The sequence below is a fragment of the Blautia sp. BIOML-A1 genome, from assembly GCF_009883055.1.
GTDB lineage: Bacteria > Bacillota > Clostridia > Lachnospirales > Lachnospiraceae > Blautia_A.
In genome coordinates, this window is sequence record NZ_WWVR01000028.1 from 16,917 (window position 1) to 43,767 (window position 26,851).

The window sequence follows — 26,851 nt, forward strand, 5'->3', positions numbered from 1 at the left end:
CCTTTTACCTCAAAGTGATATAATCTTCAGGTTCTGCAAGAATGGCATCACCATCTGAAACATAATTGATCCAGTCATCTGTCACCTGCACATCTCCTCCATCAAAGACGATATTTTTGTCTGTCTGAAAAGCTTCCATATACTGTGCTGCTGCCAGACAGGTTACTGTAAAAGTATCATCATCCTGAATAGCTTTTCCATTCTTTGTAATTTCGATCAGTGTATAACCATCTTTGTCTTCTCTGACTTCCATGGAAATACCACTGGCTACTGGCAGCGAACCACGGTTAAATGGGATAAACCCTCCCTGATAACCCTCCACAAAGCTTCTGACGGTCTCTTTTAATTCTGCTCCGCTCATCTTCCGACTGTAAACCTGGAGATCGTTTGGCATGATCATACTGGCTGCCATTTTTTTGGTATATCCTGCCTTCAGCACATTTCCGGTAAAACTGTTTCCAGTCGCGATCAGCACATCTGTCCCATACATGCCACGCAGCGTATTTGCCATGACAGAATAAGATGCATTTCCGCCACTTGCATGAAAATAATTGGAATAGGATTTCTGTGAATTTAATACTACCTCTTCCGAAGCAGGATCGTCCTCAAGAAGCTGGGCATTGAATGCCTGATACGCCTGTTCTGCATCATACTCTCCTTCGATCATTTTGGAAACCACATCCTTGGAAACAGCAAAGAAGTCATTGGACGCAATACGGATATACATATGATTTTCTTCGATCACAGGCCTAACATCTTTCAGATAGTCTGTAAGATGAATATCCACATCCTGACTGTAGCTCAACAGATCCTGACCATCCATGATGATCTGATTCTGTGCATCCTCAGAAAGCATTGTATTCAATACTTTCATTGCCTTCTGGCGACGTGTTTCATCCTGTGTCAGATCGCGGTTCAGTGCCACCTGGAAATATGGCGTGGTCATCAGCCACTTTTCGCCGTTCTCTTCAAAGAATGGGAGAAATGTCGTGTTGATTCCCTGGTCCTGAAACATTTTTACACCGTATGAACTGCCAAAATACATGGCAAGCTCGCCATTCTGATACATCTGGACCACATCATCATAATTCATATCCAGATCATCCGCACTCAGTTTCGTATCCTGAATGAACTGCTCCATACGTTCAAAGGCCTTCGGCCAGACAGTCTCGTCCAGTCCTGCCTTCTCTGTATTTCCCGGATCGCTGTAGGCTGTACGCCACTTGCGTCCGGCTGCTGTAGAAAGCTCTGCTGCCGACAGTCCCTGCAGTGTTTCCATGCAGGTGTAATCATAATAGTAATCTGCACTAAATCCCCGAATTCCCTCTTCCTCGAATCTCTGGCATGCAGAAACAAAGCTCTCGTAATCTGTCGGCAATGGGATATCATACTTTTCAAAAAGATCCTTATTGGCAATGAAACCATGAACGTCCGCACATACCGGAAGCCAGTTCACACTGCCGTCTTCATTCATAAAGCTGGTAAGATAGGAGTTGTAAACGGCACCCGCCTCATTCGTCGTGGAAAGATCCATCAGACTGTCCTTCAGTGGGCTGGCATCATGCAGGGAAAACCGGCAACAGGTAATGATATCCGGAAGCTGTTCCTGAATGTATGATGCATATTTTTCATACAGGCTTGTGCTCCACAAATAGACTGTGATTGTATCTTTTTCCTCTTTTTCCTCCTTCTTTTCGCCACAGCCTGACAGAAGTGATATTGCCATAACTATTACCAAAAATACAGTGAAAGTGGGATTCCGTTTTTTCTTTTTCATAAATTCTCCTCTCTTTTATCAAAGTTATCGGTTCTTTTTCATTTTCTTTTTGTCTTCATACATCGCATCATCCGCTTCCTGCATCAGTCTGTCCAGATTTTTTGCTTTTTCAGAAGTCCACGCATAACCGATCGCTGCAGACACCGGAATATCTTTCCTGTCATTCATCCGTCGTAATTCTTTCCGAATGCAGGTCACGTATGTTTCGATTTCCTGTCTGGTCTTTCCTTTTACGCAGATAACAAATTCATCTCCACCAGTCCTATAGCAGTTTCCATCATTTTTGATCACCTGCTTTAAACAACTGGCTATCTGCGTGATCAGTTCATCCCCCTTCTGATGACCGAGATTATCATTTATCTTCTTCAGATCATTAGCATCTGCCATAACTCTGTTCAGCTTATTATTCCTGTGTTCTTTTAGTTCCCGATAGCCTGAATGCAGAAAAAACGTAATGACTGCTGCCATCAGAAGGTGTTCCAGTATTATGATGAATGTGATCGGAGTCAGATCTACCATATAATTTACAGAATAAATAAAGATCACTCAGCTTATAAATGTCGCTGTTCTCATTAACAGCAGCTACCTGCCTGCTTGCTATATACTGTAACTGTGAGGGTACTGAACAGTTACGATTTACTTAAACTGGATTCCCCAGATCTTGCAGTCTCTGGTGCCGACAACCATGTAGCTGTCATACACAGCCGGGGAGGCCTCGATCACACCGTCACTGATCGACAGTTTATCATTCAATTCTCCTGTTTTGCCGTCAAGCAGACGGACATCCCCCGTACTGTTGCAGTAGAGGACTTTGCCGTTTCCGTCTTTATTGTAAACACAGACCGGTGAAGACCAGGCATAGGAGGAGGAATCCTCCCAGACTTTGGAGCCGTCAGATTTCTTCAGGCAGACCAGGACTCCCGAGGCATTGTCAGAAGTTTTGGCAACTGTGACATATATGTAATCAGAAAGGCTGTTCTTTCCGCAGGCAATCGTAGACTGAACGCCGCCGGAAACACCATCGTCTGTGTAGCATTGATAATCCGTATGCCAGATGATCTCGCCTGTCTGTGCATCGATCTTCCAGATTGGGATCGTTGCAGAATCATTGCTTCTCCATCCCAGACGGAAAGAAGTACTTACATACAGATACAGATGTCCGTTTTCGATTTCCAGAACCGGCGTGGAGTTGGAATCATCGAGCGTATCCTGCACCCATACCAGCTGCAGGGTATTTATGTTCAGACACATCAGGTTTCCGCCATTGTCTGTCATAAAGACATAGCCCTTATAGACAGCAGCACTGTCCTCCATTCCAAGCCAGAAAGACTCGCCACTGCTTCTTGTTCCATAATAACGCCATTTCACGATTCTGCCTGGATTGATGGATAAGGAGCCGGCAGCTGCATCATAACTGGTATTCAGCCTGATAAGGTAAAGAATTCCATTTTCTCCCGGATAGATCAGCGTATCCGTCTCTTCATCTACCAGTGCAGAGCCGTCGAAAAAGCTCAGACTTCCTCTGAGTGAAAATTCATCGTTATCACCAAAGGTATACATAACACTGCAGTCGATCAGGTTAACAACGAAAACGCGCGCCGTTCCCTCGTCACTGTTGTATCCGGCACCGACATACATGATCGGATAACCTCTCGGATCCAGTGCACCTGCACCCTTGAATGTATAGCCAAGATACAGAGGATCCCGCGTTTTCTCACCTGTTTTCAGATCAAGGAAATAGACATTTCCGTCCATACAGGCATAGATCACCTCGACCAGATCATCATCTGCCTTGGCTTTCTCAGTCATGTTCATATGGGCTTTGACTTCTTTTGGCCATTTCATCATCAGAGGCTGACCTGTCCAGCCACTTCCTGTCCATACTGTATTTCCTGAGGCAAGAGAACCTGTGTCTGCTGACCATAAGCTGTTAAGCTTATAATCATTCATATTCGCATAACCATGTGTCGGATTATCACGGAAACTGTTTCCCCTGAATGTGACGATCCCGTCTACATCGGTGTAATCCTCTCCTACCTGAAACTGAATATCACTCTCCGGCCGATAATCCGAGATATTTGTAAGCTGCGTTCCATCAACCTCAATATTCGTATAACTAATCAGATTCTCCGGTTTTGTTGACTCCACACAATGAGGCTCAAAGGAAATCTCCTTCGTCACCTCCATTTCCACGAGATCCCCTGCTGCCTTTGCATCTTTGGAGGCTGCGGCCTTTACCTTTTTGTTGTCTGTTTGTTTGCCAGACAGAAAAATCCTGCCGCCGGCAAAAACAAGCAGAAGTACCAGAAACAGGATACCTCCTATTTTAAACTGTGGTTTCAGACGGAATCTTCTCCTCCTGCGGCGGCTTCGGTGTCTGGAAGCAGCAGTCTGATGCTGTACCGGTCTTGCAGGTTGCTCTGAACTCTGTGTTTTTCGTTTTTTTTCGTTCTGTGTTTCAGACAGACTCTTCTTCAGTTTCTGTCTCTCTGTCATCTCTGGATGTACAGTATGTTCCTCTGTAACTTTGGGACTGTACCTGCTTTTCCTGATATGTGTATTTCTTTTCTGTTCCATAATCCTCTCCTCAAAAAGCTGCCCCTGTTAATTCATTTCCTGCTAACCCGGCAGAAATAAAGTATTTTTATTATACGACAATAATCCCGGAGAATCAAACTCCCCGGGATAATACTTTATTTATTTTTCGGAAATCTCTGACTGCCTGTCTGCCGATTCCGAATATTTTTTTCATATTGATGGAATTCACACCACCCTGTCTCGGACGGAATGTGATCGGAATATATTTGACCCTGCATCCTTTCTTTGCATAAATCACGGAAAGAATGACATTGGAAAGATTAAAGTCCTTCGGAATAAGGCCGATATATTTCTGAAGTGTCTCCGCCTGCATCAGACGGAACGGTGTGTTGGCATCTGTCACGGAAACTCCGAAACAGATGCGGATCACAAAACGAAGGGTCTTTGTGACAAAAATACGGTTTTCGCCGTCCTGACGCTTATTTCTCCATCCAATCACCATATCGTAGGATTCCTTCTGCTCCCAGAATGGCTCAAACTCCTCCGGCAGTGTCTGACCATCAGAATCTGTCTGGAAAATATAATCTGCTCCCTGCTTCAGTGCATAACGATAACCATATAATACCGTTGCACCATGGCCGCCATTAGGCTTGGTCAGAGGCTGAAACAGCGGATGCGTCTTCGCATATTCCTGCATGATCGCATACGTATCGTCCTTACTTCCGTCATCGATCACGACCAGACGGGATTCTCCTCCTCCGCAATGTTTCTCCACCACCGGATACCAGTCATCCAGCACCTGATAGATATTATCACGCTCATTATATGCCGGTATGACGATATATAACTTTTCGTTTTCTGTTTTCACTACATGATCTCCTGTTATCTGCGGGCAAGCTCCCGGGTAATATCCTCCCAGGTAACACCTTTCTCTACCATCAGCACCATGGCATGGTACAGAAAATCTGAAATCTCATATTTGATTTCTTCTTTGTCCGGATTTTTTGCTGCGATCACGATTTCTGTGCACTCCTCGCCGACTTTCTTGAGAATCTTGTCGATTCCTTTGTCAAAAAGATAGTTCGTATAAGACCCCTCCTTCGGATGTGCCTTGCGGTCTGCGATCACCTGATAAACATCCTGAAAAACCCTGAGGGGATTCGTATCGTCATATTCTTTTTTTATCAGTTCTTTAAAAAAGCAGGACCTGCTTCCTGTATGGCAGGCTGCACCAATCTGATCTACCTTCGCAAGAATTGTATCATTATCACAGTCCAAATGCAAGGATTTCACATACTGAAAATGTCCGGAAGTCAGTCCTTTGATCCAGAGTTCCTGGCGGCTGCGGCTCCAGTAAGTCATTTTGCCGGTTCTGACCGTCATATTAAAGGCTTCTTCGTTCATATAGGCCAGCATCAGCACCTGATCGGTTTTATAATCCTGTACAATGACCGGAACCATTCCGTCACCGTTTAGCTTAAACTCAGACCAGCTGATCGCACTCTCATAGGTATTGACCGGGATTCCGGCTTCCTTACAGTTCTGCTTAAATTCATTGAGATCTGTTTCCGTTGCACTGATAAAGCTTCCGCTCAGCCCTCCGATCAGAGGATCCAAAAGAAGCGACTGCAGTGACTCTGCATTGCTTTCTTCTGTATGGAAGATCACTGGCAGCCTGGAACCTTCCTGCATCTTCGGTACCGCATCCAGTGCAAGAATCCCGGAAGCATACTCACAAATCATTTCTTTGTGATCCTCATATTCCTCAAGTGAGGAGATGCATACCAGCATCTTCTCTTTTCCAAAACGCCTGGACATTCCTTCGAGAAGCTCCACATTACTGTTTTTTGCAAAATTCAGAACAACCCTGGCACATCCGGCATAGATCAGTTTTTTGACATCCTCCATGCGGTTGATATTTCCGGCTGCCATAACCGGTACTTCAGATGCCGCACAGATTTCCCGGATCTTCGCGATTGCCTGTCCATGTTCTGCATCTCCCGAAGAAAAGTCAAAGACCAGAATCTCATCTGCTCCATTATCACTGTAAAAACGTGCCAGTTTCTCTACGTCACCATCACCAAACAGGTTTCTCTGTCCAAAACCGGTCACTGCTTTGCCCGCCTGTAAATACAGACACGGAATTAGTAATTTTTTATTCATAGGACAATCCTCTCTGTCTTACAGACTTCCCTTGGTGGAAAGTACATCTGTGATCCTTGGATCAAAAGATGTTGCCTGATCCAGTGCCTTGGCAAAGCTTTTGAACATTGCCTCTGCCACATGATGGCTGTTTCCGCCTGTCAGTACCTTGATATGAAGATTCATTCCGCAGGAATACGAAATCGCATAGAAAAATTCCTTCACCATCTCCGTTGCCATATCACCGATCTTTTCAGAAGTAAATTCTGCATCCCAGGAGAAATACGGACGTCCGGACAGATCGACTGCACAGAGGACAAGGACTTCATCCATCGGAAGAATGCAGCTTCCATAGCGGCGGATGCCCTTTTTGTCTCCCGCAGCTTCTTTGATCGCATTTCCGAGGACGATTCCCGTATCCTCAATGGTGTGATGGTCGTCTACCTTAAGATCTCCATGTACTCGTACGCTTAAGTCAAAGAGTCCGTGACGTGCAAATCCGTCAAGCATATGGTCAAAAAATCCCACTCCTGTTTCAATGTCTGAGTATCCGGTTCCATCCAGAACCAGCTTCAGTTTGATCTCTGTTTCTTTTGTATTTCTTTCTACAGATGCTTCTCTGGTCATCTATTCCTCCTACTGTTCTTCATCCTCAAAACGTACAGCAATAGAATTTGCATGTGCTGTCAGCTGCTCTGAAGATGCAAACTGTTCAATGTCTTTGTGAATCTCTCGCAGTGCTTCTCTTGAATAGTATACGATGCTGGATTTCTTTACAAAATCGTCTACAGAAAGTGCGGAGAAAAACTTTGCGGTTCCATTGGTTGGCAGTACATGGTTTGGTCCTGCAAAATAATCTCCCAGCGGTTCAGAGCTGTTTTCTCCGATAAAGATCGCACCGGCATTTCTTACCTTCATCATGACTTCAAAAGGATTTGCAGTCACAATTTCCATATGTTCAGATGCGATGGCGTTTGCTGCCTCGATCGCCTCATCCATATTTTCGGCGATCAGGATATAACCAAAGTTATCCAATGATTTCTGAATGATCTCTTTACGGGAAAGGACTTTGACAAAGCCATCCACTTCCTCACTCACCTTAGCTGCAAACTCTCTGCTCGTTGTGATCAGGATCGCGGAGGCAAGCTCGTCATGCTCTGCCTGGGACAGAAGATCTGCTGCAACATATCTTGGATTTGCTGTCTCATCTGCAAGAACCAGGATCTCACTCGGTCCTGCGATAGAATCAATACTGACATAACCGTAGACTGCTTTTTTTGCAAGAGCTACAAAAATATTTCCAGGTCCTACGATCTTATCCACCTTCGGAATACTCTCTGTTCCATAGGCAAGTGCTCCGATCGCCTGTGCGCCGCCGACCTTGTAGATTTCATCAGCTCCTGCTTCTTTTGCAGCTACCAGCGTGGACGGATTGACCTTCCCGTCTTTTCCCGGAGGTGTCGTCATCACGATCTGGTCTACCCCTGCCACCTTCGCCGGCACAATGTTCATAAGAACCGAAGAAGGATAAACCGCCTTTCCGCCCGGAACATAAACGCCGACTCTCTCAAGTGGTGTCACCTTCTGACCAAGCATGGTTCCCTTTGCTTCTGTGGTAAACCAGCTGTTCTGTCTCTGTTTCTCGTGATAACTTCTGATGTTCACCAGTGCTTTTCGGATCACCTCGATCAGAGCCGGGTCTACTGCCTCATAGGCTTCTTTGATCTCTTCTTCTGTAACACGGATCGTTTCTCCGGTGATTTCAGTCTTGTCAAATTCCTTCGTATAGGCAAAAAGGGCTTCATCCCCTTTTTCTTTTACATTTTTGAGAATGTTATCTACTGCGGCTTCAAACTTTCCGTAATTGTTCGGACTTCTTTTGAGAAGATTTTCCAAAATATCTTTTGTACTTTCTTTTGTCAGTGCTACTGTACGCATTGTTATCATCCCTTCTGTCAACAGTATTTATTTATCCATCACATTTCTGAGATCTGTGATCAGCTTATGGATTCTTTCGCCCTCCATCTTCATGCTGACCTGATTCACGACCATCCTTGCAGAAAGCGGGCAGACTTCCTCAAGAACCTTAAGACCGTTCTCACGAAGCGTACTTCCTGTTTCCACAATATCTACGATCACCTCAGAAAGTCCTACGATCGGTGCAAGTTCGATAGAACCATTCAGTTTGATAAGCTCTACCGTCTGATGCTTCTGATTATAGAAGTAATCCTTTGCTATATTCGGATATTTAGTTGCCACACGGATCAGCTGATTGTTATGCAGAAGCTCTCTGGCACTTTCCGGTCCGCAGACACACATCCGGCATTTGCCGAATCCAAGATCCATAACCTCATAAAGCTTTCTTCCCTCTTCCAGGATAATATCCTTACCTGTCACTCCGATGTCGGCTGCACCGTATTCTACATAAGTCGGTACATCCGGTCCCTTTGCAAGGAAAAAACGAAGCTTCAGTTCTTCATTTACAAAAATCAGTTTACGGGAACTCTTGTCTCTCATCTCCTCACAGGTGATCCCGATCTGTTCCAGCATATCCAGAGTTTTTTCGGCAAGTCTTCCCTTTGTCAGTGCAATTGTCAGGTATCTCATCTCAGTCTTCCTCCTTCTCACAGCGCAGAGCTACACAGGTTCCCTCTTTACGAAGCCTCTGTGCCTCCAGGATGGCTTCTCGTCTGTTTTTCTCTGTATAGGTAAGGATCAGAGGAGCTTCATCCTCCATAACCTTTATCTTCTGTCTGGAAAGTGCCATAAGAAGACTGTCTACAACAATAACAAAACCAATGGAAGCTGCCGGTTTTCCGAAATGCTTCAGAAGCTCATTGTAACGTCCGCCTTTTACTACCGGCTCGCCGATCCCATAGGTATATGCCTGAAAAATGATTCCTGTATAATACTGGATCTTGCTGAGCATGCCAAGATCAAAGCTTACATATTTTTCATAGCCGTATATCTTAAGAATCTCATAGATTTCTTCCAGTCTTTCTACAGCCGCGATCGCACATTTATTTTCTGTCAGACTTCTGGCTTTTGCAAGCACCTCGCTGGAACCGAACAGATGCGGCAGTTCGCGGAAAGCTTTTTCCAGAGATTCCGGAAGATTCTGTTCCTTTACCAGATCCTCTACTGCAAAATAATTCTTCTGAGAGATCAAAGAACGAAGACGCTCTTCTGCCTCTTCTTCAAGATCTGCCTCCCGAAGAAGGGATTTGAAATAATCCACCTGCCCTACACTGACCTGAAATTCAGTAAGGCCTGAGGCCAGAAGGCTCTCGATCGTCATGGCAAGCAGTTCTGCATCTGCCTCCGGAGAATCATCTCCGATACGCTCAACGCCCATCTGCGTCGTTTCTTTGAGCCTTCCCTGATAGCTTGAGTTATTTACAAATGTATTTCCGGTGTAACACAGTGTCACTACCTGCTGATCCGGATTAAAATACGTCGCACATGCTCTGGATACAGACGGGGTAAAGTCCGGTCTCAATACCAGAGTGTTGCCTTCTCTGTCAAAAAATTTATACAGGTCTTTGGAAGGAACGGTTCCTACCTCACTGCTGAACACCTCAAAATATTCAATCCCCGGTGTTTCTATCTCTTCATATCCATAAGAATGGAATACTTTATAAATTTCCGCCTGCAGATGATGCTTCTGGCTGCACTCTCCATTATAGATGTCACGTACACCCTCCGGTGTATGAAAAATACGCTGCATAGTTTGTCCTCCTCGTGGGCAGCCATACGCTTTAGTATGCTACCATGCTACTCTGTAAAACACTAAAGATTATAGTTGATATTCTAAGGATTGTCAATCCCGCATTTTGAGATCCTGCTGAATCCCCTCCAGATAAGGAACCAGAAATCCGCCCTGCTTCGGCAGATAGAATTCCTCTTTGAGTTCTTCTCTTCGAAAACTCTTGCGCCCGCCATCTTCCATACGCTGCCAGAAGCTTTTGAGATCGCGGAACGGAAGATAATAAAAACGATCCGCGTGGCTGAAGAAAATAAGGAAGAAGGCAATTCCTCCCTGCTGCTCAAAGGCCTCCATAAACCCCACCTGATGAGGATGTATATTGCTCAGCGGAAAGGTATCCACACAGCATTCCTTTGCGTCAAAACAGACCGGGATGCCCTGAACCACTCCAATATAATCTACGGTACTTCTCTGCTCAAAATAGGCCAGTGTTATATGACGGTTTTCCTTATCCATCCGTACCGGAGTGATCGGTGTCGGTATTTTCTGTATCAGTGCCAGCTTCTTCTGAGCATACTGCTCGTTGGTACGATTAACAAGGTCTTCAAGGGTTGAACCTCGAAGACCTCTGCTGTTCCACGTTGCCATTTATTCCAGAACCTTGATGGACGGATAATATCTTACGATTGCTTTGCCGACAATTTCATCATAGGTCACAAACGTATTCTGCCAGAATCTGGAATCCTTGGAATGCTCTCGATTATCTCCAAGCATGAAATAGCTTCCCTCCGGCACAACATATGGACCATAATTTCCGGTTGGTGTTTCCGGTACATGACTGTTTGCTTCCTCATCTTCCACACCGTTGATAAAAACTTTGCCGTTCCTGATCTCAACAGTATCTCCCGGAAGACCGATCAGTCTTTTGATAAAGAGCTGGCTCTCATCATCCGGATATTTGAAGATGATGATATCATAACGCTCCGGATCTTTCATTTTTTTGGAAATATGTTTTCCAAAGAAATCGAAGTTGATGCCATATGCCATACGGAAACCAAAGATACGGTCTCCTGTCATGATTGTCTGTTCCATGGATTCAGACGGGATTTTTGCATTGATAAGAATCACATTGTTTACGACCAGGACTACCACGATTACGATGACGAACATCTTGACATAGTCCCAGACCTCATTCCAGATTTTCATAATAATTTCTCCTCTAACTTCTCTTCTTTTATGATGCGTTGAAACTGTGCCGGCAGTGGTGCCTCAAAACACTTTCCAGACAGATTTGAAAGCCTCCCATCCATCCCGTCCGGGAAACTCAGACGGAACGCATGAAGCAGCTGATGCTTTAACTGATATTTTTCTCTGCAACGGCGATTAAAGCTCTCCTGCCCGTACTTGGTATCACCCGCCAGCGGATGCCCCTCAGACGCAAGATGGGCACGGATCTGATGCGTACGTCCCGTGATCAGCCCAACCTTAAGAAGTGTTACCCTCCCATTGTCTCCAAGCGGCTCATAGACGGTCTCTATTGGCTGTGCATCTTTCTCTTTCTGTCTGTAAATGGTTACTTTATTCAGCTTTGTATCTTTATATAAATAACCTTTGATATGCTTCCTTTCCTTTAGGACTCCATTTACAACACACAGATATTCTTTATGTACTGTCCTGTCATGGAATAATTCCGAAAGCTCCTGCAGCCCCGCCAGTGATTTGCCTCCTGCAATGATACCGCTCGTGTTTTTGTCAAGGCGATTGCAGACAGATGGGCGGAAGGTGCGAAGGTCTTCCTCTGTCAGTTCTCCCTTCTCAAGAAGATAGCCTGTCAGATATTCTACCATGGATGGTTCTCCGCTGTCATCCGGCTGTGAAAGCATTCCTGCCGGTTTGTTGATGAGAAGAATGTCTCTGTCCTCATAGATCACCTCCAGTGCAGTCACTGCCCTGGCAGCCTGTTTCTGCTCACTGAATTTATCAAATGTCTCATCACTTAAAAACAGCTTTATCGTATCACCAGCTTCCAGCTTTTCATTTCCAGTCGCCTTCTTACCATTCAACGTGATATTTTTCTTGCGGAGCATTTTGTAAAAAAAACTTTTCGGAGCATTCCGAAGAAGCTTGGACAGATACTTGTCAAATCTCTGTCCGGCTTCATTGTCACGAATCTGAAACTCCTTCATTTCCTGTTCCTCTTTCTTTCAGACACAGATCGCCAGGATCGTGTGTTTGATCAGTTCATTTCTGGATAATTCCGGATATTTTTCGTCCGGTCGGAATTTGATTCCCTCCTCCAGGGATTCTTTATGCTCGTTCATGGAATCCAGACGTTCCAGAAACTGCGGCAGCCTCGTAAAGATCTTGACGTTTGCCTTAAAGCCATTTCCCCGCAAAATCTTCTGTGCTTCCCGCTCCATAAATGCAGTATCGATCTTCGGATCACTGCTGAAACCGACAACCGTATTTCCACAGATTGCAAATGCATCGATCGATGCACTTTTTTCATAGAAGGTCATATACATCTCATAAGACATCAGGATTCTGCCGGCATGCTCGGATATCTCCTCATACACCTGCGGTGCGACCGGCTTTGCACGAAAGATCATGATAAGACTTACCATGGATTTGCACGCCGGAAGGCAGCCGACAACAGCAATCACCGTCCATATCGTCAGTCTGGTCTTAAAATAGATCATTGCAGAAAAAAAGATTCCAAGCGGTACTGCAAATAAAATTGCAGTAATAAGGATCCTCTTCTTTTTTTCGGAAGCCAGATACCCGTAATCTCCTTTTCTGACCTTGTTTTCATTTTTTGTTTTGCTCATTTACAGCTCCTTATTGGTAACCGTTCTGACAGTTACTTTTATTTTTTCTTATGCGTGTTGCGGATTGTTTTTCTGGCCGGCTTTCTTCCCTGAGCCTTCTTTCGCTCTGCACCTGATATGGTTCTGCCGGATTCCTTTCGCCGGTCTCTCTCCGGGCGAAGCAGACATTTCGGCCCGAATCCAACCAGATCCATGCGCCCTGCCATCTTAAGTCCTTCCAGCACCAGACTCCGGTTTGCAGGGTTTTTGTACTGCATCAGAGCTCTCTGGATTGCCTTTTCATGCGGGTCACGCGGAATATATACCTTTTCTTTCGTAAGAGGATGTATCCCGGTATAATACATACAAGTGGAAAGTGTCGACGGCGTCGGATAAAAATCCTGCACCTGTTCCGGCGTAAATCCCAGATCACGCACATATTCTGCAAGCTTTACCGCCTCTTTTATCGTACATCCCGGATGCGAGGACATAAAATACGGAACCGCATACTGCTTCCTGCCGGTGGCAGCATTCGCTTTCTCATATTGATCCAGAAACTGCTGGTAGACTTCATGGGACGGTTTTCCCATATAATGAAGTACCTGATTGGAAACATGTTCCGGTGCAACACGAAGCTGTCCGCTGACATGATGCTTTACAAGCTCCTGCAGAAAAACAGGGCTCTTGTCTGCCACCACATAATCAAAACGAACGCCGGAACGGATGAATACTTTTTTGACGCCGGAGAGTTTCCGGAGCTTTCGAAGCAGAGAAACATAATCTGTATGATCTACGGTAAGATTGCCGCACGGTTTCGGAAAAAGGCATTGCCGGTTCTGGCAGACACCTTTGGTCAGCTGCTTTTGACAGGACGGCTGTCGAAAATCCGCTGTAGGTCCTCCCACATCATGGATATATCCCTTAAAATCAGGGTCTTTTGTCATTTTTTCTGCTTCCCTCAAAATAGAATCGTGGCTTCTTGTCTGAAGGATCCTTCCCTGATGGAAGGTCAGGGCACAGAAATTACAGCCTCCAAAGCACCCTCTGTTGCTCGTCAGACTGAATTTGATTTCTTCCAGTGCCGGTATTCCTCCTCTGGCATCATACATCGGATGCCATGCATTCCGGTAAGGAAGATCATAGACATCATCCATCTCCTGCTGACTTAACGGAAGTGCAGGCGGATTCTGGATCACATAGCCTCTGTTTCCGTAATTCTCTGCCATCACTCTGGCAGTAAAAGGGTCTGTATTCCGATACTGCTCGGCAAAGCTTTCTGCATATGCTTTTTTGTCTGAAGAAACCGTCTCATAGGAAGGAAGGATGACCGGATCATAGGCACGGGAAAGATCTTTGCATTTATAAACGGTTCCCGGGACAAAGGTAATCTCATCTATCGGAAGTCCACTCTGCAGTGCTTCTGCGATCTGTATGATCGAATGTTCCCCCATTCCGTAGGAAATGAGATCCGCTCCCGAATCCAGAAGGACGCTGCGGCGTACCTTATTCTCCCAATAGTCATAATGGGCAAGACGACGAAGGCTTGCCTCGATCCCTCCCAGTATGATCGGGGTATGCTTATATGTCTGACGGATCAGATTACTGTAGACTACTGTAGGCATGTCCGGACGAAGGCCCATCTCTCCTCCCGGAGAGTAGGAATCCTTCTGGCGGTGCTTTCTGGATACGGTATAATGGTTCACCATAGAATCCATATTTCCGGCACTGACCAAGAAACCAAGGCGCGGCGCGCCAAATACCTGTACACTCTCTTTCTTACGCCAGTCGGGCTGTGGAATGATCCCCACACGATAACCTCTGCTTTCCAGAAGTCTTGATATGATCGCAGCACCAAAAGAAGGATGGTCTACATAGGCATCTCCTGTCAGATAGACAAAATCCACCTGGTCCCATCCTCTTTGCTGCATTTCTTTTTTGGTTACTGGTAAAAAATCCTGCATGTGTCTGTGTTCTCCTAAAATGATACAGACTGCGCCCGATATCCTTCTGCGATAATATCAAGCTGTCTGTGAAAACGGGCAAGCTGCTGCAGATCTTTCGTTCTGAATACCCGAAGAAATTCATCCTGGATCTTGGCAACTTCTCTTTTATTTGAGATCTTGTAAAGATTTTCGATACTGAGAAGGATATCTTTGACAAGATTCGACTGGAGCTGTGAGGAATTCTGTGCATCCATGATCTCGTCCCTGACGGACGACATTTCCTGGTCCAGTGCAATGATCGCATCTGCTGCATTACTTAAGCGTTCTGCAACATGAAGCGGCATCTCGCCTTTATATTTATATTGGAGAGAGTGCTCGATCGTCGCCCAGAAATTCATCGCCATGGTACGGATCTGGATCTCCGCCTGAATCTGCTTCGGCCCGTTTATGGTTTCTACTGTATAATAAATGATCAGGTGATAGCTTCTGTAACCACTCTGTTTGATATGCTTGAGATAATTTTTCTCACTCTTGATCGTCATATCGGTACGCTTCTGGATCATGGCTGCTACTGTATCAATATCTTCTTCAAACTGACAGATAATACGGATTCCCGCGATATCCTCCAGTTCTTCTTCCATATGTTCCATAAGAATGTGTTTGCGCTGCATTTTTTCCAGGATGCTCGGCACACTCTTGACACGTCCGCTGACCTGTTCGATCGGAGAATAGAGGTCATTCTGCTTGTGTTCGTCTATAATATGCTCAAACTTGACCATCAGTTCTCTGACCGCCAGTTCATAGGGGCATAATATACTTCTCCATAACTGTATTTCCATAAAAATCGCTCCCTTTAAAGGCTTGTTACAAAAGTAGTTTCGTCTCAATCTTGGCGAAAGCAAAACTACATTTGCATTATATCACATTTTCATCTGAAATAGTGAATTAATATACACAGTTTATGATTTTTTTCTGAACGGCTCTTAAAACCCAGTAAGGATTTACGTTCATCGCATCTGTGCAGGGCATTCTGATATAGATTCTGAAATTCAGATGCACCGGTATCTTCCCTTCTGCCTTTCCCGGATCACAGCCGGTATTTCCCATAAACCCAAGAATTTCTCCGGCATCCACGAGGGTTCCTTTCTCCCGGAGACGCTCATACGAGGAGAGATGTGCATAATAAAAATATCCTCCTGACGGTGCACGTATTCCAATCCGATACCCGTCGGAAGGAATCCATCCAATCTCTTCAACCCTTCCGTCTGTCATACTGATAATCGGATAAAAATCTGCCTGGTCGCATTTTCCAAACAGATTACAGCCTGCTCTTTTCTGATCCTTTCCATCGTTTTTTCCGCTCTTTATCCAGTCATCCTCAAAAAAAATCTCCTTCGACGCAACAGGAAAATATTCTGCATCGTTCCACACCATCCGATAAGCATCGCACAGATCTTTATATTCTCCATATTTATATCTCAGATAAGGTTCTTTGTCGAAAGAGCAGTTCTCGGGATAAAAGCCGCCATTCAGCATGACAGCTGTCAGATTTTCAATCCAGTCGGCCGTCTCTAGCTCCTGCTTTTTCAGCTGCTGATACAGCCCGGGCAAAAGTCTCTGTTCACGGAAGGCCTCTGTAGCACAGGTTTCTGTATTCAAAATGGAGGCTCTGCTTCGCCTGAGCAGAATTTCCTGTCCTCCTTCGATACAGATAAGTATCAGGATACAGAACAGAACTATACAGATTTTATGCTTCATATCCTTCTTTCTTCGGATTATGGTCCGTTTTTATTTTATGTCTTACGTTTCTTCTTTATGTATAGCCGTGCGGATCTCCGTGGACAGTAAAACAGAGGCTTCGGATGTTTTTCGTCCCAAAGCCTCTGTCTTAGCGTTTATATCATTTTGAAGGATCAGTCGTAACTGTTCACAGTAACGATCAGTCTTTTAACTGTTCCAGAACTTTTACAAGGTAGTTCCATACACGTTCTGTAGATGCAATATCCAGAACCTCCTCTGAAGTATGGATATTTTTCATGTCCGGACCCAAAGATACACAGTCCAGTCCTTCAATCTTCTTATAGAAGAGTCCGCATTCCAGTCCCGCATGGATCGCAACGACTGCCGGTTTCTGTCCGTACATTTCTTCATATACAGATACCATCCTGTCACGAAGCGGAGATTCCTTTCTGTATTCCCATGCCGGATAAGCACCCTGGATCGTGTACTCGCCGCCAAGAAACTCTGTGAGATACTGGATCTTGTCAGACAGTGCATCTCTTGCTGCTTCCACGGAGCTTCTTACTCCTGAGCTTGCAAAGAATTCGTCCTCATACAGCTTCACAATTCCGATATTGGTAGAAGTCTCTACCAGTCCCTCGATACTTCCACTCATCTTCTGGATACCAAACGGAACTTCCATCAGGTAGAAGAGAACTTTTTCTCTGCTGGTCGGATGAAGGATCATCGCCTGCTCCACATCACCTTCTGTGATCTGGATCGTGATGCCTGAATCGCTTCCTTCATATTCCTCACGAAGTCCGGCCTGTACTTTGGCTGCATAAGCTTTCACAGCCTCCGCCTGTGCTCCGTCAATAAGAAGTTCTGCCACCGCTTCTCTGGTGATCGCATTGTCCTTCTGACCGCCTTCCAGAGAAATGATCTCATAATCTGCCTCATTCTTCAGTCCATAAAGGAAACGGGCCATAAGAACATTGGCATTTGCACGTTTCTTGTCAATTTCAGCTCCGGAATGTCCACCCATCAGTCCGCAGATCTTGACCTGAAGTCTGGTTCCCTCGGCTTCGATTCTCTGCACCGGAATACTGCTGACTGCTGAAAGTCCGCCTGCACAGCTGATCCAGAGGCTTCCCTCAGCCTCAGAATCCATATTGATCATACGTTTTCCCTTAAGGACGCTGCAGTCAAGGCCTACTGCTCCAAGAAGTCCGATCTCCTCATCTACCGTAATCAGAACCTCCAGTGCCGGGTGCGGAAGGTCTGTGCTGTCCAGAAGTGCCAGCGCATATGCAACGGCAATTCCGTCATCTCCGCCAAGCGTGGTTCCGTTTGCACTGATATATCCGTCCCTGACAGAAAGATTCAGCCCGTCTTTTTCAAAGTCATGCTCTACACCCGGACGCTTCTCACACACCATATCCATATGTCCCTGAAGGATCACAGTCGGTGCATTCTCATATCCTTTGGATGCTGGTTTGTAGATCACAACATTATTCATCTCATCCTGTACATAATCAAATCCATGTTTCTTCGCAAAATCTACCAGATAATCACTGATCTGTTTTGTGTTTCCGGAACCATGCGGAATCTTACAGATTTCTTCAAAATAATAAAATACTCTTTTAGGTTCACAGTTTTCTAAAACTCTCATTTTAAATTTCCTCCATTATCACTGCATCGCTTCAGATCGACTACAGAAGATCAGCATTTATTTTACCCGTAAATATCTCTTTTTTCAAGGGTTTCCGGATTTTTTACTCATATTTATCTGCTCTGTTTCGTATAGTAAAGAAAAAAAGATTTTTATGAAAAGATTCTTCTGTACAATGATAAGCATTCTGCTGCTTCTTTTCCTTATGCTCTATCCAGAGGAGGCACTGCTTTGTGCCCAGAAAGGAATGCAGCTCTGGCTCAACATCCTGATCCCCACACTGCTTCCCTTCATGATTCTTACCGGGATCCTGATTCGGACAGACCTCATAAGCCAGATCCTGCTTCCTCTGGAACCTTTTTTAAGTAAAATATTCGGCATCTCCCCTGCCGGTGCCTGTGCTCTTCTCTTCGGACTTCTCTGCGGTTATCCCATGGGAGCAAAAGTCACTTCCGATCTCTATACCGCTCAGAAGATCAGCCACCGGGAAGCGCAGTATCTCCTCACCTTTACCAACCATGCCAGTCCTGTATTCATCAATTCCTATCTGATACATACCTGTATGAAAGGGCAGTTCCCCGCTTTCAAGATCTTTGGAATTCTGCTAGCTTCCGGATGGCTCACGATGACTGTTATGCGTCTGGGGTACTTCAGGGGAAATACTCTGTCGAAAATATCCGGCACAAAAAAAGAGACATCCTCCTCCGACTCTCCCGGAGCCGTACTGGATGCCTCTATTATGAACGGTTTTGAAACGATCACCCGACTGGGTGGTTATATTCTGATGTTCTCGATTCTGAATGCCTGTGTCCGACATTTCTGGAAAAACCGCAGCATACTCTCGTATCTGCTGTTCTGTCTTCTGGAAATGACTACCGGACTCCATCAGCTCTCACTCTCTTCTCTGAGCGCTGATACAAAATGTCTCTGCGCCCTGATCACCGTCACCCTCGGCGGAATCTGCGTCACTGCACAGACCCGAAGCCTCGTGACACGAGAACTCTCACTGCTTCCCTATCTTGCATCCAAACTTCTGAATGCACTGATCGTCATGATCCTGTTCTTATTCATCACCAAGATCATCTAACAGACTGCCATCATCCTCTGCTTCTCTGGCAGGCTCTTCATGGTAGGAACCTGTAATAGCTGCTGCCTGTGCTGTCTGAGGTGCAAGCTCCTGACGATTGTGGTTTACAACTTCCAGGCAGCTCTGCAGAGAATCAATGAAGGTCTTGTATTTGCCACCCGCATCTTCCAGTGTCTGATTCAGGACAGAACCGATGTTTGCCATCATATCATCTGTGTAAGTGATCGCACTCAGACGAATGCTGTTTGCATCCTGTGTGGCAGAGTCCAGGATCTCCTGCGCCTGCTTGTTGGCAGCATTGATGGTCTCGTTTGCCTGGGCATAAGCCTTCTGCATGATCTCATGCTGTGTAACAAGCTCCTGTGCTTTGTTCTGTGCATCTGCGATCAGAGCATCGGCCTTAGCCTGTGCATCTTCAAGGATCGCATCCTTGTTGCTGATGATCTTCTGGTATCTCTTGATTTCATCCGGAGTTTTGAGACGAAGTTCTCTCAGATACTCCTCCATCTCCTCTTTATTTACAACGATCTTTGTTGCAGACAAAGGCTGAAACTTGCAGCCTTCTATAAATTCATCGATCTCGTCGATAAGCTGTTCAATTCTGCTGCTCATAGTATATACTCTCCTTATTTTCTCTCTTTTTCCTGTAGTTTCAGGCGCAGTTCCTGAATGATCTCTGCCGGTGCAAAGCTCGACAGGTCTCCGCCAAATCGGGCAACTTCCTTCATGATGGTGGAACTCACATAAGCGTACTCAAGACTTGTCGTCAAAAATACGGTATCTACATCCGGCGCCAGAACACGGTTTGTCTGAGCCATCTGAAGCTCATACTCAAAATCCGTAACCGCACGAAGCCCACGTACGATGACCTGGGCCTGGTTCTCTCTGGCAAAGTTTACAGAAAGTCCATCAAATGGCTTGATGATCACATTTGGGATATCTCTGGTCGCCTTTGCTAATATATTAACACGTTCTTCTACAGAAAACAACGGACTTTTTGCAGAATTCTGCAAAACCCCGACCACAACTCTGTCAAAAGAAACGCTTGCGCGCCTGATGACATCCAGATGACCATAAGTTGCCGGATCAAAACTTCCCGGATAAACAGCTGTTACCATAAGGTATTCTCACTTTCTTTTATGCAAAAAAATATGCTTATTTGTCTTGTATTCTTTGGATCGGCTCAATTCATAACCAAGTTCCTCTGCATAAGTGAAATCCGTATGAAGATCCGCCTCTACAACGATCAGCGTATCCTCATCCGCAAGTGAACTGTCCTTAAGATACTCAAGTACCTGCCTCTCCAGTTCATTCATATACGGAGGATCCATAAAAATACAGTCAAATGCAGCCTGCCCTTCCATAGAGCGAAGAGCCTGCAGTACATCCATGTTCAGCAGTTTACCATGTTCAGCCAGCTTTGTAAATGCAAGATTTTCCCTGATACAGGCACATGCCCTGGGATTTTTCTCAACAAAGGTTGCATGTTCTGCTCCTCTGCTGAGTGCCTCAATTCCAATCGCGCCACTTCCGCTGAAAAGATCCAGGAAAGTACAATCCGGAATATAAGGCTGCAGAATATTAAACAGTGTTTCTTTGATTCTGTCAGTGGTTGGTCTAGTCTCCATGCCAGGTACCGTCTTAAGAGAAAGACGTCTGGCTTTTCCAGCTATTACTCTCATTTCAGATTCAGTCTCCAATCCAGGTCGCCGCGGGCAAGTCCGAGAATCAGAAGTTCTGCTGTTGCGATATTCGTAGCAACCGGTATATTATATTGATCACATCTCATAACGATAGAGTGAATGTCCGGTTCCTTCGGGTCGACCATGACCGGATTGTAAAACAGGATGACCATATCAAGATCCTGTCTCTCTACCATTTCCATAAACTGCTTGTCTCCGCCTATACTTCCTGCAAGAAACTTATGCACATGAAGGTTTGTGGCTTCTTCAATTCTTCTTCCGGTTGTTCCGGTAGCATAAACCTCATGCTTGGCGAGAATATTCTTATAGGCGATACAGAAATCTTCGATAAGTACCTTTTTGCTGTTGTGTGCAATGATTCCTAAATTCATCGTTCATCTCTCCATTTTCACCAATACATAGCTGGTTTTTAGTTTATTTTGTAACTCATCTAAATTATTATAGCAAGTTGCCAAAAAAAGTGCAATTAAATCTTTCAAATTTATACATTATTCATAGAAAGTTAATATTTTTCATTTTTCTGGCAGATTATACGGTAACTTCCAGTGTATTATTCTCATAAATCCACATACTAACATCGTAACACGAACACAAAACAACCAACCAAGGAGGAAATGAACTATGTCAAACAACACTTCTTCTAACAAAGCAGTTGTACCAGAAGCAAAGGGTGCCCTGGATCGTTTTAAATTTGAAGTAGCAAATGAACTTGGTGTGCCGCTCACCGATGGATACAATGGAAATCTTACCTCCAAACAGAACGGATCTGTCGGCGGCTATATGGTCAAAAAAATGATCGAACAGCAGGAAAGACAGATGTCTTCCGGAAGTCAGAGCAGTCAGTACTAATCTTCGCTGTTCCTGATCCACAAAAGGATAAAAAGCTCAGATGAACCGATCATCTGAGCTTTTGTCCTTCTTATAATCCAAGAAATCCGGTAATATCACCATTGATGACATAATGTGCACCGTTGTCCTCAGGTTTGATATATACCCTTAAATCTTCAAGTTCTGATTCTTTTTTGCCCATCTCTTCTGTCCAGATCTTCTTGATGCTGTCTACAACATCCTTTGCATATATCTCTTTGCCAAGCCACTGCACGAATACTTCCGTGTTTACCTCAGCTGCTTTCTTGGCTGCGGTTTTTCTTGTGGTTGTTCTCTTTGCAGCAGTTTTCTTTTCGGTCGTTTTCTCTTCAGTCGTCTTTTTCGCTGTAGTTCTCTTTCTGGTTGTTTTCTTCACAGGTTCTTTCACTTCTGTTTCTACAGCTTTCTTCTCGGTTACTGTTGCTTTGACCGGCTCTTTTGTCTCCGGTTCTGCAGCGAGCTTTGCAGGAGCCTCTTTTTCGATAGCCTTCTGTGCAGTAGTTGTCTTAGGTTCTGCTTTCTTTGTCGTTGTTCTTGTAGCCATAATAGCCTCCTTACAAGGTGAAAAAATATTTTACGGTACTAAAATAGCACGTTTCCAACAGTTTTGCAAGTTTTCTTTTACAAACTGATGTTTTCCGCCTCGCTTTGACCATAACTTCCCATACGTTCTTTCAGGAATCTGTGCTGTTCAAGATCAAGCTCCGGATCAAGGGCAAGAATCTCATCGGCCGCTTCGCTGGCCTTTGTAAGGGTTGCTGAATCATTATAGATATCACCGATTTTGAACTCCATATCTCCACTCTGACGGATTCCAAACAGATCACCGGGGCCTCGAAGCTTTAGATCTTCTCCGGCAATATAAAATCCGTCATTGGATTTATTCAGGATTTCCAGCCTCTTTGATACCTGCTCCTGATTTCCCTGTATAAAGATACAGTAAGACTGATATTCCCCTCTTCCGACCCGGCCGCGGAGCTGGTGGAGCTGTGCCAGGCCAAAACGCTCCGCATTCTCAACCATCATGACCGTAGCATTCGGTACATTGACCCCGACCTCTACAACAGTTGTTGATACCAGAACCTGGATCGCGCCCTGTGCAAAAGCTTCCATGACAACATTCTTTTCTTTGGCTTTCATTTTTCCGTGGAGATATTCGATCCGGATATCGGAGGAAAGATTCTCCCTTAATTTCTCCGTGTAATCAAGGACATTTTCCGCCTCCATGCCCTCACTCTCCTCCACCATCGGACAGATGACATAGGCCTGTCTTCCTTCCCGGACCTGCCTTTCTATGAAGGAATAAGCCTTCGGACGATACGATGTATTAACCACACAGTTTTTGATCGGAAGACGTCTGGCCGGAAGCTCATCGATCACAGAAATATCCAGATCGCCATACAGGATGATTGCAAGCGTACGCGGGATCGGTGTCGCACTCATGACCAGGACATTCGGCGGATTTCCTCTTGTCGTCAGAGCTTCTCTCTGTTTTACACCAAAGCGGTGCTGCTCATCTGTGATCACCAGTGCAAGATTTGCATACTCCACCTTTTCCTGGATCAGTGCATGCGTTCCGATAATAACCAGTGCCTCTCCCGAGGCAATCTTTGCATATGCAAGGCGTTTCTCCCTGGCGGTATCTGATCCGGTCAGAAGTACTGTCGGAAAAGAAAGGTTCTGCTCCTCCATCAGCTTCTGAAACCCTTCATAATGCTGTCTGGCAAGAACTTCTGTCGGTGCCATCAACGCTGCCTGGTAACCATTATCTGCCACAAGGCACATGGCAAGAAAGGCAAGGATCGTCTTTCCGCTTCCGACATCTCCCTGAACCAGACGGGACATCATTCTTCTCCCCGCAAGATCCCGCTCAATCTCATGCCAGGCATTCAGCTGTGCCCCTGTAAGAGAATACGGAAGCCTCTCTATGATTTCTTCTGTCAGCCAGGTTTCTCTGACCGGGAAACAGTTCGGGGTTTCTTCTGTCTTCTCCTTCATCTTTCTTACTGAAAGAATAAAGAGAAAAAATTCATCAAAAACCAGACGTTTCCGTGAAACCAGAAGCTCTTCTTTATTCGGCGGAAAATGTATGGTCCTGAGGGCATAATTAATATCTGCAAGTTCATAACGTTCCCTGAATTCTTCCGGAAGATATTCACTCTGCATCGGAACACTCTCCAGAAGCTGTGTGATCATCTTGACGACCGTTTTGTTGGACAACCCTGCTGTCAGTCCATATATCGGCTGAAGGTGGTGCAGGATCTCCTCATATGCTGACGGAGTAAAAATCTCCGGGTGCTCCATCTCAAGCTTTCCCTGCTTACGCACGATCCTTCCACGAAAAACGAACCAGCTTCCCTTTCGGAGAGTCTTCTTTAAATATGGAAGATTGAACCAGACCACCGGGAATTTTCCACTCTGATCGGCTATATTCACAGAAATGATCTGTCTGCCTTTCACGGAATTAACATAAACGCCGGAGCATACCGCAGCGGAGACGGCCTGCACCGTCCCCTCCTTAAGTTCTGCGATATCTACCGGCGTTTCATACTCATCATAATTTCTCGGATAGTAGTGAAGAAGATCGTCCGTATCATAGATACCGACTTTCCAGAAAAGCTTCTCCGTCTTCTCTCCTACACCCTTTAATGTTCTTAAACTCTGTCCCATTTATCCTACTCAACAGAAATGATATAATAATAGATCGGCTGTCCGCCATAGTTGATTTCCACTTCACAGTCCGGATATTTCTCCTCCAGGGCTGCTGCCAGTTCCTCTGCCTTTTCCTCGGAGGCATCTGCACCGTAATAGATACTGATGATCTCTGCATCATCAAAAATCATCGCATCTACCGTATCCTCTGCAACCTTTTCTTTATTGCCGCCTACAGCAAGGATTCCCTTATCTCCGATTCCCATGATGTCACCCTCATGGATCTCATTCTCCTCGATTCTGGTATCTCTTACCGCATAAGTGATCTGTCCTGTCTTGACTCTTGCGATCGCTTCTTCCATCTCAGCGGTGTTTTCCTCAAGAGATTTCTCCGGCACATAGCTGATAAGTGCTGTAACACCCTGCGGAACTGTTTTGGTCGGAACTACAATGATCTTCTTATCTTCTGTCAGATCTCTTGCCTGGTTTGCTGCCAGAATGATATTCTTGTTGTTCGGAAGAATATAGACTGCCTTCGCATTGACCTTGTCGATCGCGTTCAGCATATCCTCCGTACTCGGATTCATAGTCTGACCGCCCTCGATCAGATAATCTACACCAAGCTCCCTGAAGATGTCAGTAAGTCCGTCACCTGCGGACACTGCAATAAATCCGACTTCCTTTGCCGGCTCCTGCTTCTTCTCTTCCTCAGCCTGCTGTTTCGCGAGCTTCTCCGCATCCTTGATCAGCTTCTCCTGATGTTCTTCTCTCATGTTATCGATCTTCATACGGGAAAGAGCACCATAAGTCAGAGCCCGCTCGATCGCCTGTCCCGGATGGTTGGTGTGTACATGAACCTTGACAATCTCATCATCTGCGACAAGAACGATGGAATCACCAAGAGAAGTCAGAAATTCCTTAAATTTATGTTCTTCTTCCAGCGGAAGCGGTTTATCCAGAAGAATAATAAACTCTGTACAGTAGCCAAATTTAATATCAGCCTCTGCCTGTGGAGAGATCTTCGTCACTGCCGGACCTGCAGTTCTCTCAAAATCAGAATAATCAACTTCCTTGCCAAGGAAACCGTCGATGGCACCTCTTAAGACCTCCAGAAGTCCCTGTCCGCCTGAATCCACAACGCCTGCTTCCTTAAGAACAGGAAGCATCTCAGGAGTCCTGGCCAGAGTTTCCTCTGCATGTGCAAAAACTTTCTCAAAAAACGGCTGCAGTTCATCTGCTTCCGGAGCGATCTCAGCTGCCTTAAGTGCTGCCTCTCTCGCTACAGTAAGGATGGTTCCTTCCTTCGGCTTCATAACTGCCTTGTATGCTGTCTCCACTGCACGTTCCATCGCTGCGGCAACGGCCAGTGCATCGAGTTCCTTTGCTTTCTTAACGCTCTTGGTAAAGCCTCGAAGCAGCTGAGAAAGAATAACACCGGAGTTTCCTCTGGCTCCGCGAAGAGAACCGGAAGAGATAGCCTTCGCAAGGGTCTCCATATCAGGATCTGTCAGTGCGCTCACCTCAGCAGCCGCTGACATGATCGTCATTGTCATATTGGTTCCTGTATCTCCATCCGGCACAGGAAATACATTCAGTTCATTGATCCATTCTTTCTTTGCCTCCAGATTCTTGGCTCCTGCCAGAAACATTCTGGAAAGCATGCCGGCATCTATGGTTTTTATATTCAACACAAGTTCCTCCTCTGATTTCTTAATCTATTGCGCGTACGCCTTCTACATAAATATTGATCTTCTCGATCTCCATACCGGTAAAATCTTCGACTTTATATTTGACATTGCTGACAAGATTGTCTGCGATCGTACTGATATTTACACCGTACGCTACAATCACATGGAAATTCAGGCGGATCTTATTGTCCTCTGTGATCTTGACACTGATACCATGTTTCAGACTTTCCATACGAAGCAGCTTGACAAGTCCGTCCTTCATGCTGACTGCCGCCATTCCTACGATCCCGAAACATTCAACTGCCACACTGCCCGCATAGGTAGCAATAACGTCTGTGTCAATGACGATCTGACCTAAGCCGGAATCTATACGTCCATTCATATAGTGACCTCCATAAAAATTTATTATATGAGGATATTATAACCCGTTTTCCGCTATAAGACAATGTTTAATTTCGACATAAGATAATCGTTATGAACCATTTATGATAATGTCCTAATATACCACAAAGGAAAATGTCCCAATGTAGTATAATGCTTCCATCAACAG

The 26,851-nt window shown here is 45.2% G+C and carries 27 protein-coding genes; 2 read left to right on the top strand and 25 right to left on the bottom strand.

Annotation, left to right across the window (positions count from 1 at the left end; translation table 11 throughout):
- Positions 1–4 precede the first annotated feature (4 nt).
- From GT674_RS12220 to GT674_RS12300, 17 genes are all read right to left on the bottom strand, one after another.
- Positions 5–1,777 carry an extracellular solute-binding protein gene (locus GT674_RS12220; RefSeq protein WP_161285956.1) on the bottom strand — a complete coding sequence of 591 codons (1,773 nt, stop codon included), beginning with the start codon at positions 1,775–1,777 and terminating at the stop codon, positions 5–7.
- A 24-nt stretch (positions 1,778–1,801) separates the two neighbouring features.
- A complete protein-coding gene (locus GT674_RS12225) occupies positions 1,802–2,323 on the bottom strand; it encodes a GGDEF domain-containing protein (RefSeq protein WP_161285957.1) in 522 nt (173 codons plus the stop codon).
- A 90-nt stretch (positions 2,324–2,413) separates the two neighbouring features.
- Positions 2,414–4,354: an outer membrane protein assembly factor BamB family protein gene (locus GT674_RS12230; RefSeq protein ID WP_243149118.1), complete on the bottom strand. Its 1,941-nt coding sequence runs from the start codon at positions 4,352–4,354 to the stop codon at positions 2,414–2,416.
- A gap of 94 nt (positions 4,355–4,448) precedes the next feature.
- Positions 4,449–5,183: a glycosyltransferase family 2 protein gene (locus tag GT674_RS12235; protein ID WP_161285958.1), complete on the bottom strand. Its 735-nt coding sequence runs from the start codon at positions 5,181–5,183 to the stop codon at positions 4,449–4,451.
- 14 nt (positions 5,184–5,197) lie between these two features.
- Positions 5,198–6,478: a bifunctional phosphoribosyl-AMP cyclohydrolase/phosphoribosyl-ATP diphosphatase HisIE gene (gene hisIE / locus GT674_RS12240; RefSeq protein WP_161285959.1), complete on the bottom strand. Its 1,281-nt coding sequence runs from the start codon at positions 6,476–6,478 to the stop codon at positions 5,198–5,200.
- A gap of 18 nt (positions 6,479–6,496) precedes the next feature.
- Positions 6,497–7,084 carry an imidazoleglycerol-phosphate dehydratase HisB gene (gene hisB / locus GT674_RS12245; RefSeq protein WP_161285960.1) on the bottom strand — a complete coding sequence of 196 codons (588 nt, stop codon included), beginning with the start codon at positions 7,082–7,084 and terminating at the stop codon, positions 6,497–6,499.
- A gap of 9 nt (positions 7,085–7,093) precedes the next feature.
- Positions 7,094–8,395 (bottom strand): histidinol dehydrogenase, encoded by a 1,302-nt coding sequence (gene hisD / locus GT674_RS12250; RefSeq protein ID WP_161285961.1) that lies wholly within the window; start codon positions 8,393–8,395, stop codon positions 7,094–7,096.
- 27 nt (positions 8,396–8,422) lie between these two features.
- Entirely contained in the window at positions 8,423–9,064 is a 642-nt protein-coding gene (hisG, locus tag GT674_RS12255; RefSeq protein ID WP_161285962.1) for an ATP phosphoribosyltransferase, read from the bottom strand.
- 1 nt (position 9,065) lies between these two features.
- Positions 9,066–10,184: an ATP phosphoribosyltransferase regulatory subunit gene (gene hisZ / locus GT674_RS12260; RefSeq protein ID WP_161285963.1), complete on the bottom strand. Its 1,119-nt coding sequence runs from the start codon at positions 10,182–10,184 to the stop codon at positions 9,066–9,068.
- A 93-nt stretch (positions 10,185–10,277) separates the two neighbouring features.
- Complete coding sequence (locus GT674_RS12265; RefSeq protein ID WP_161285964.1) at positions 10,278–10,811, bottom strand: Holliday junction resolvase RecU; 534 nt, start codon at positions 10,809–10,811, stop codon at positions 10,278–10,280.
- A complete protein-coding gene (gene lepB / locus GT674_RS12270; RefSeq protein ID WP_161285965.1) occupies positions 10,812–11,369 on the bottom strand; it encodes a signal peptidase I in 558 nt (185 codons plus the stop codon).
- On the bottom strand, positions 11,366–12,349 hold the full coding sequence (locus GT674_RS12275; RefSeq protein WP_161285966.1) for an RluA family pseudouridine synthase: 984 nt from the start codon (positions 12,347–12,349) through the stop codon (positions 11,366–11,368). The genes lepB and GT674_RS12275 overlap by 4 nt, the downstream gene beginning before the upstream one ends.
- Before the next feature lie 18 nt (positions 12,350–12,367).
- Positions 12,368–12,991 (bottom strand): hypothetical protein, encoded by a 624-nt coding sequence (locus GT674_RS12280; protein WP_161285967.1) that lies wholly within the window; start codon positions 12,989–12,991, stop codon positions 12,368–12,370.
- A gap of 38 nt (positions 12,992–13,029) precedes the next feature.
- Positions 13,030–14,931: a YgiQ family radical SAM protein gene (locus GT674_RS12285; RefSeq protein ID WP_161285968.1), complete on the bottom strand. Its 1,902-nt coding sequence runs from the start codon at positions 14,929–14,931 to the stop codon at positions 13,030–13,032.
- A gap of 14 nt (positions 14,932–14,945) precedes the next feature.
- Positions 14,946–15,752, bottom strand: a complete 807-nt coding sequence (locus tag GT674_RS12290) for a GTP pyrophosphokinase (protein ID WP_161285969.1) — start codon at positions 15,750–15,752, stop codon at positions 14,946–14,948.
- A 106-nt stretch (positions 15,753–15,858) separates the two neighbouring features.
- Positions 15,859–16,671, bottom strand: a complete 813-nt coding sequence (locus GT674_RS12295) for a M23 family metallopeptidase (RefSeq protein ID WP_243149119.1) — start codon at positions 16,669–16,671, stop codon at positions 15,859–15,861.
- Between the two features lie 181 nt (positions 16,672–16,852).
- Positions 16,853–18,304, bottom strand: coding sequence for an aminoacyl-histidine dipeptidase (locus GT674_RS12300; protein WP_161285970.1), 1,452 nt, complete (start codon positions 18,302–18,304; stop codon positions 16,853–16,855).
- Positions 18,305–18,479: 175 nt separating this feature from the next.
- Between GT674_RS12300 and GT674_RS12305 the strand changes: the two genes are divergently transcribed.
- Positions 18,480–19,391, top strand: a complete 912-nt coding sequence (locus tag GT674_RS12305; RefSeq protein ID WP_161285971.1) for a nucleoside recognition domain-containing protein — start codon at positions 18,480–18,482, stop codon at positions 19,389–19,391.
- Here GT674_RS12305 and GT674_RS12310 read toward each other — a convergent pair.
- From GT674_RS12310 to GT674_RS12325, 4 genes are read right to left on the bottom strand one after another with little or no spacing between them, the layout of a single operon-like run.
- Entirely contained in the window at positions 19,368–20,003 is a 636-nt protein-coding gene (locus GT674_RS12310) for an ATPase (protein WP_161285972.1), read from the bottom strand. The two genes, GT674_RS12305 and GT674_RS12310, sit on opposite strands and share 24 nt — an antisense overlap.
- Before the next feature lie 14 nt (positions 20,004–20,017).
- On the bottom strand, positions 20,018–20,509 hold the full coding sequence (coaD, locus tag GT674_RS12315; RefSeq protein WP_161285973.1) for a pantetheine-phosphate adenylyltransferase: 492 nt from the start codon (positions 20,507–20,509) through the stop codon (positions 20,018–20,020).
- A gap of 9 nt (positions 20,510–20,518) precedes the next feature.
- On the bottom strand, positions 20,519–21,073 hold the full coding sequence (gene rsmD / locus GT674_RS12320) for a 16S rRNA (guanine(966)-N(2))-methyltransferase RsmD (protein ID WP_161285974.1): 555 nt from the start codon (positions 21,071–21,073) through the stop codon (positions 20,519–20,521).
- Positions 21,070–21,465, bottom strand: a complete 396-nt coding sequence (locus GT674_RS12325) for a methylglyoxal synthase (RefSeq protein ID WP_161285975.1) — start codon at positions 21,463–21,465, stop codon at positions 21,070–21,072. The genes rsmD and GT674_RS12325 overlap by 4 nt, the downstream gene beginning before the upstream one ends.
- 250 nt (positions 21,466–21,715) lie before the next feature.
- Between GT674_RS12325 and GT674_RS12330 the strand changes: the two genes are divergently transcribed.
- Entirely contained in the window at positions 21,716–21,943 is a 228-nt protein-coding gene (locus GT674_RS12330) for an alpha/beta-type small acid-soluble spore protein (RefSeq protein WP_161285976.1), read from the top strand.
- 70 nt (positions 21,944–22,013) lie between these two features.
- Here the strand turns inward: GT674_RS12330 and GT674_RS12335 are convergent, their stop codons facing one another.
- From GT674_RS12335 to GT674_RS12350, 4 genes are all read right to left on the bottom strand, one after another.
- Positions 22,014–22,505, bottom strand: a complete 492-nt coding sequence (locus GT674_RS12335; RefSeq protein WP_161285977.1) for a DUF6465 family protein — start codon at positions 22,503–22,505, stop codon at positions 22,014–22,016.
- Between the two features lie 77 nt (positions 22,506–22,582).
- The gene (gene recG, locus GT674_RS12340; protein ID WP_161285978.1) at positions 22,583–24,631 is read right to left on the bottom strand and encodes an ATP-dependent DNA helicase RecG; all 2,049 of its coding nucleotides are present in this window, start codon (positions 24,629–24,631) and stop codon (positions 22,583–22,585) included.
- 5 nt (positions 24,632–24,636) lie between these two features.
- Positions 24,637–26,301, bottom strand: a complete 1,665-nt coding sequence (locus GT674_RS12345; protein WP_161285983.1) for a DAK2 domain-containing protein — start codon at positions 26,299–26,301, stop codon at positions 24,637–24,639.
- A 22-nt stretch (positions 26,302–26,323) separates the two neighbouring features.
- A complete protein-coding gene (locus GT674_RS12350; protein ID WP_161285979.1) occupies positions 26,324–26,683 on the bottom strand; it encodes an Asp23/Gls24 family envelope stress response protein in 360 nt (119 codons plus the stop codon).
- Between the last annotated feature and the right edge of the window lie 168 nt (positions 26,684–26,851).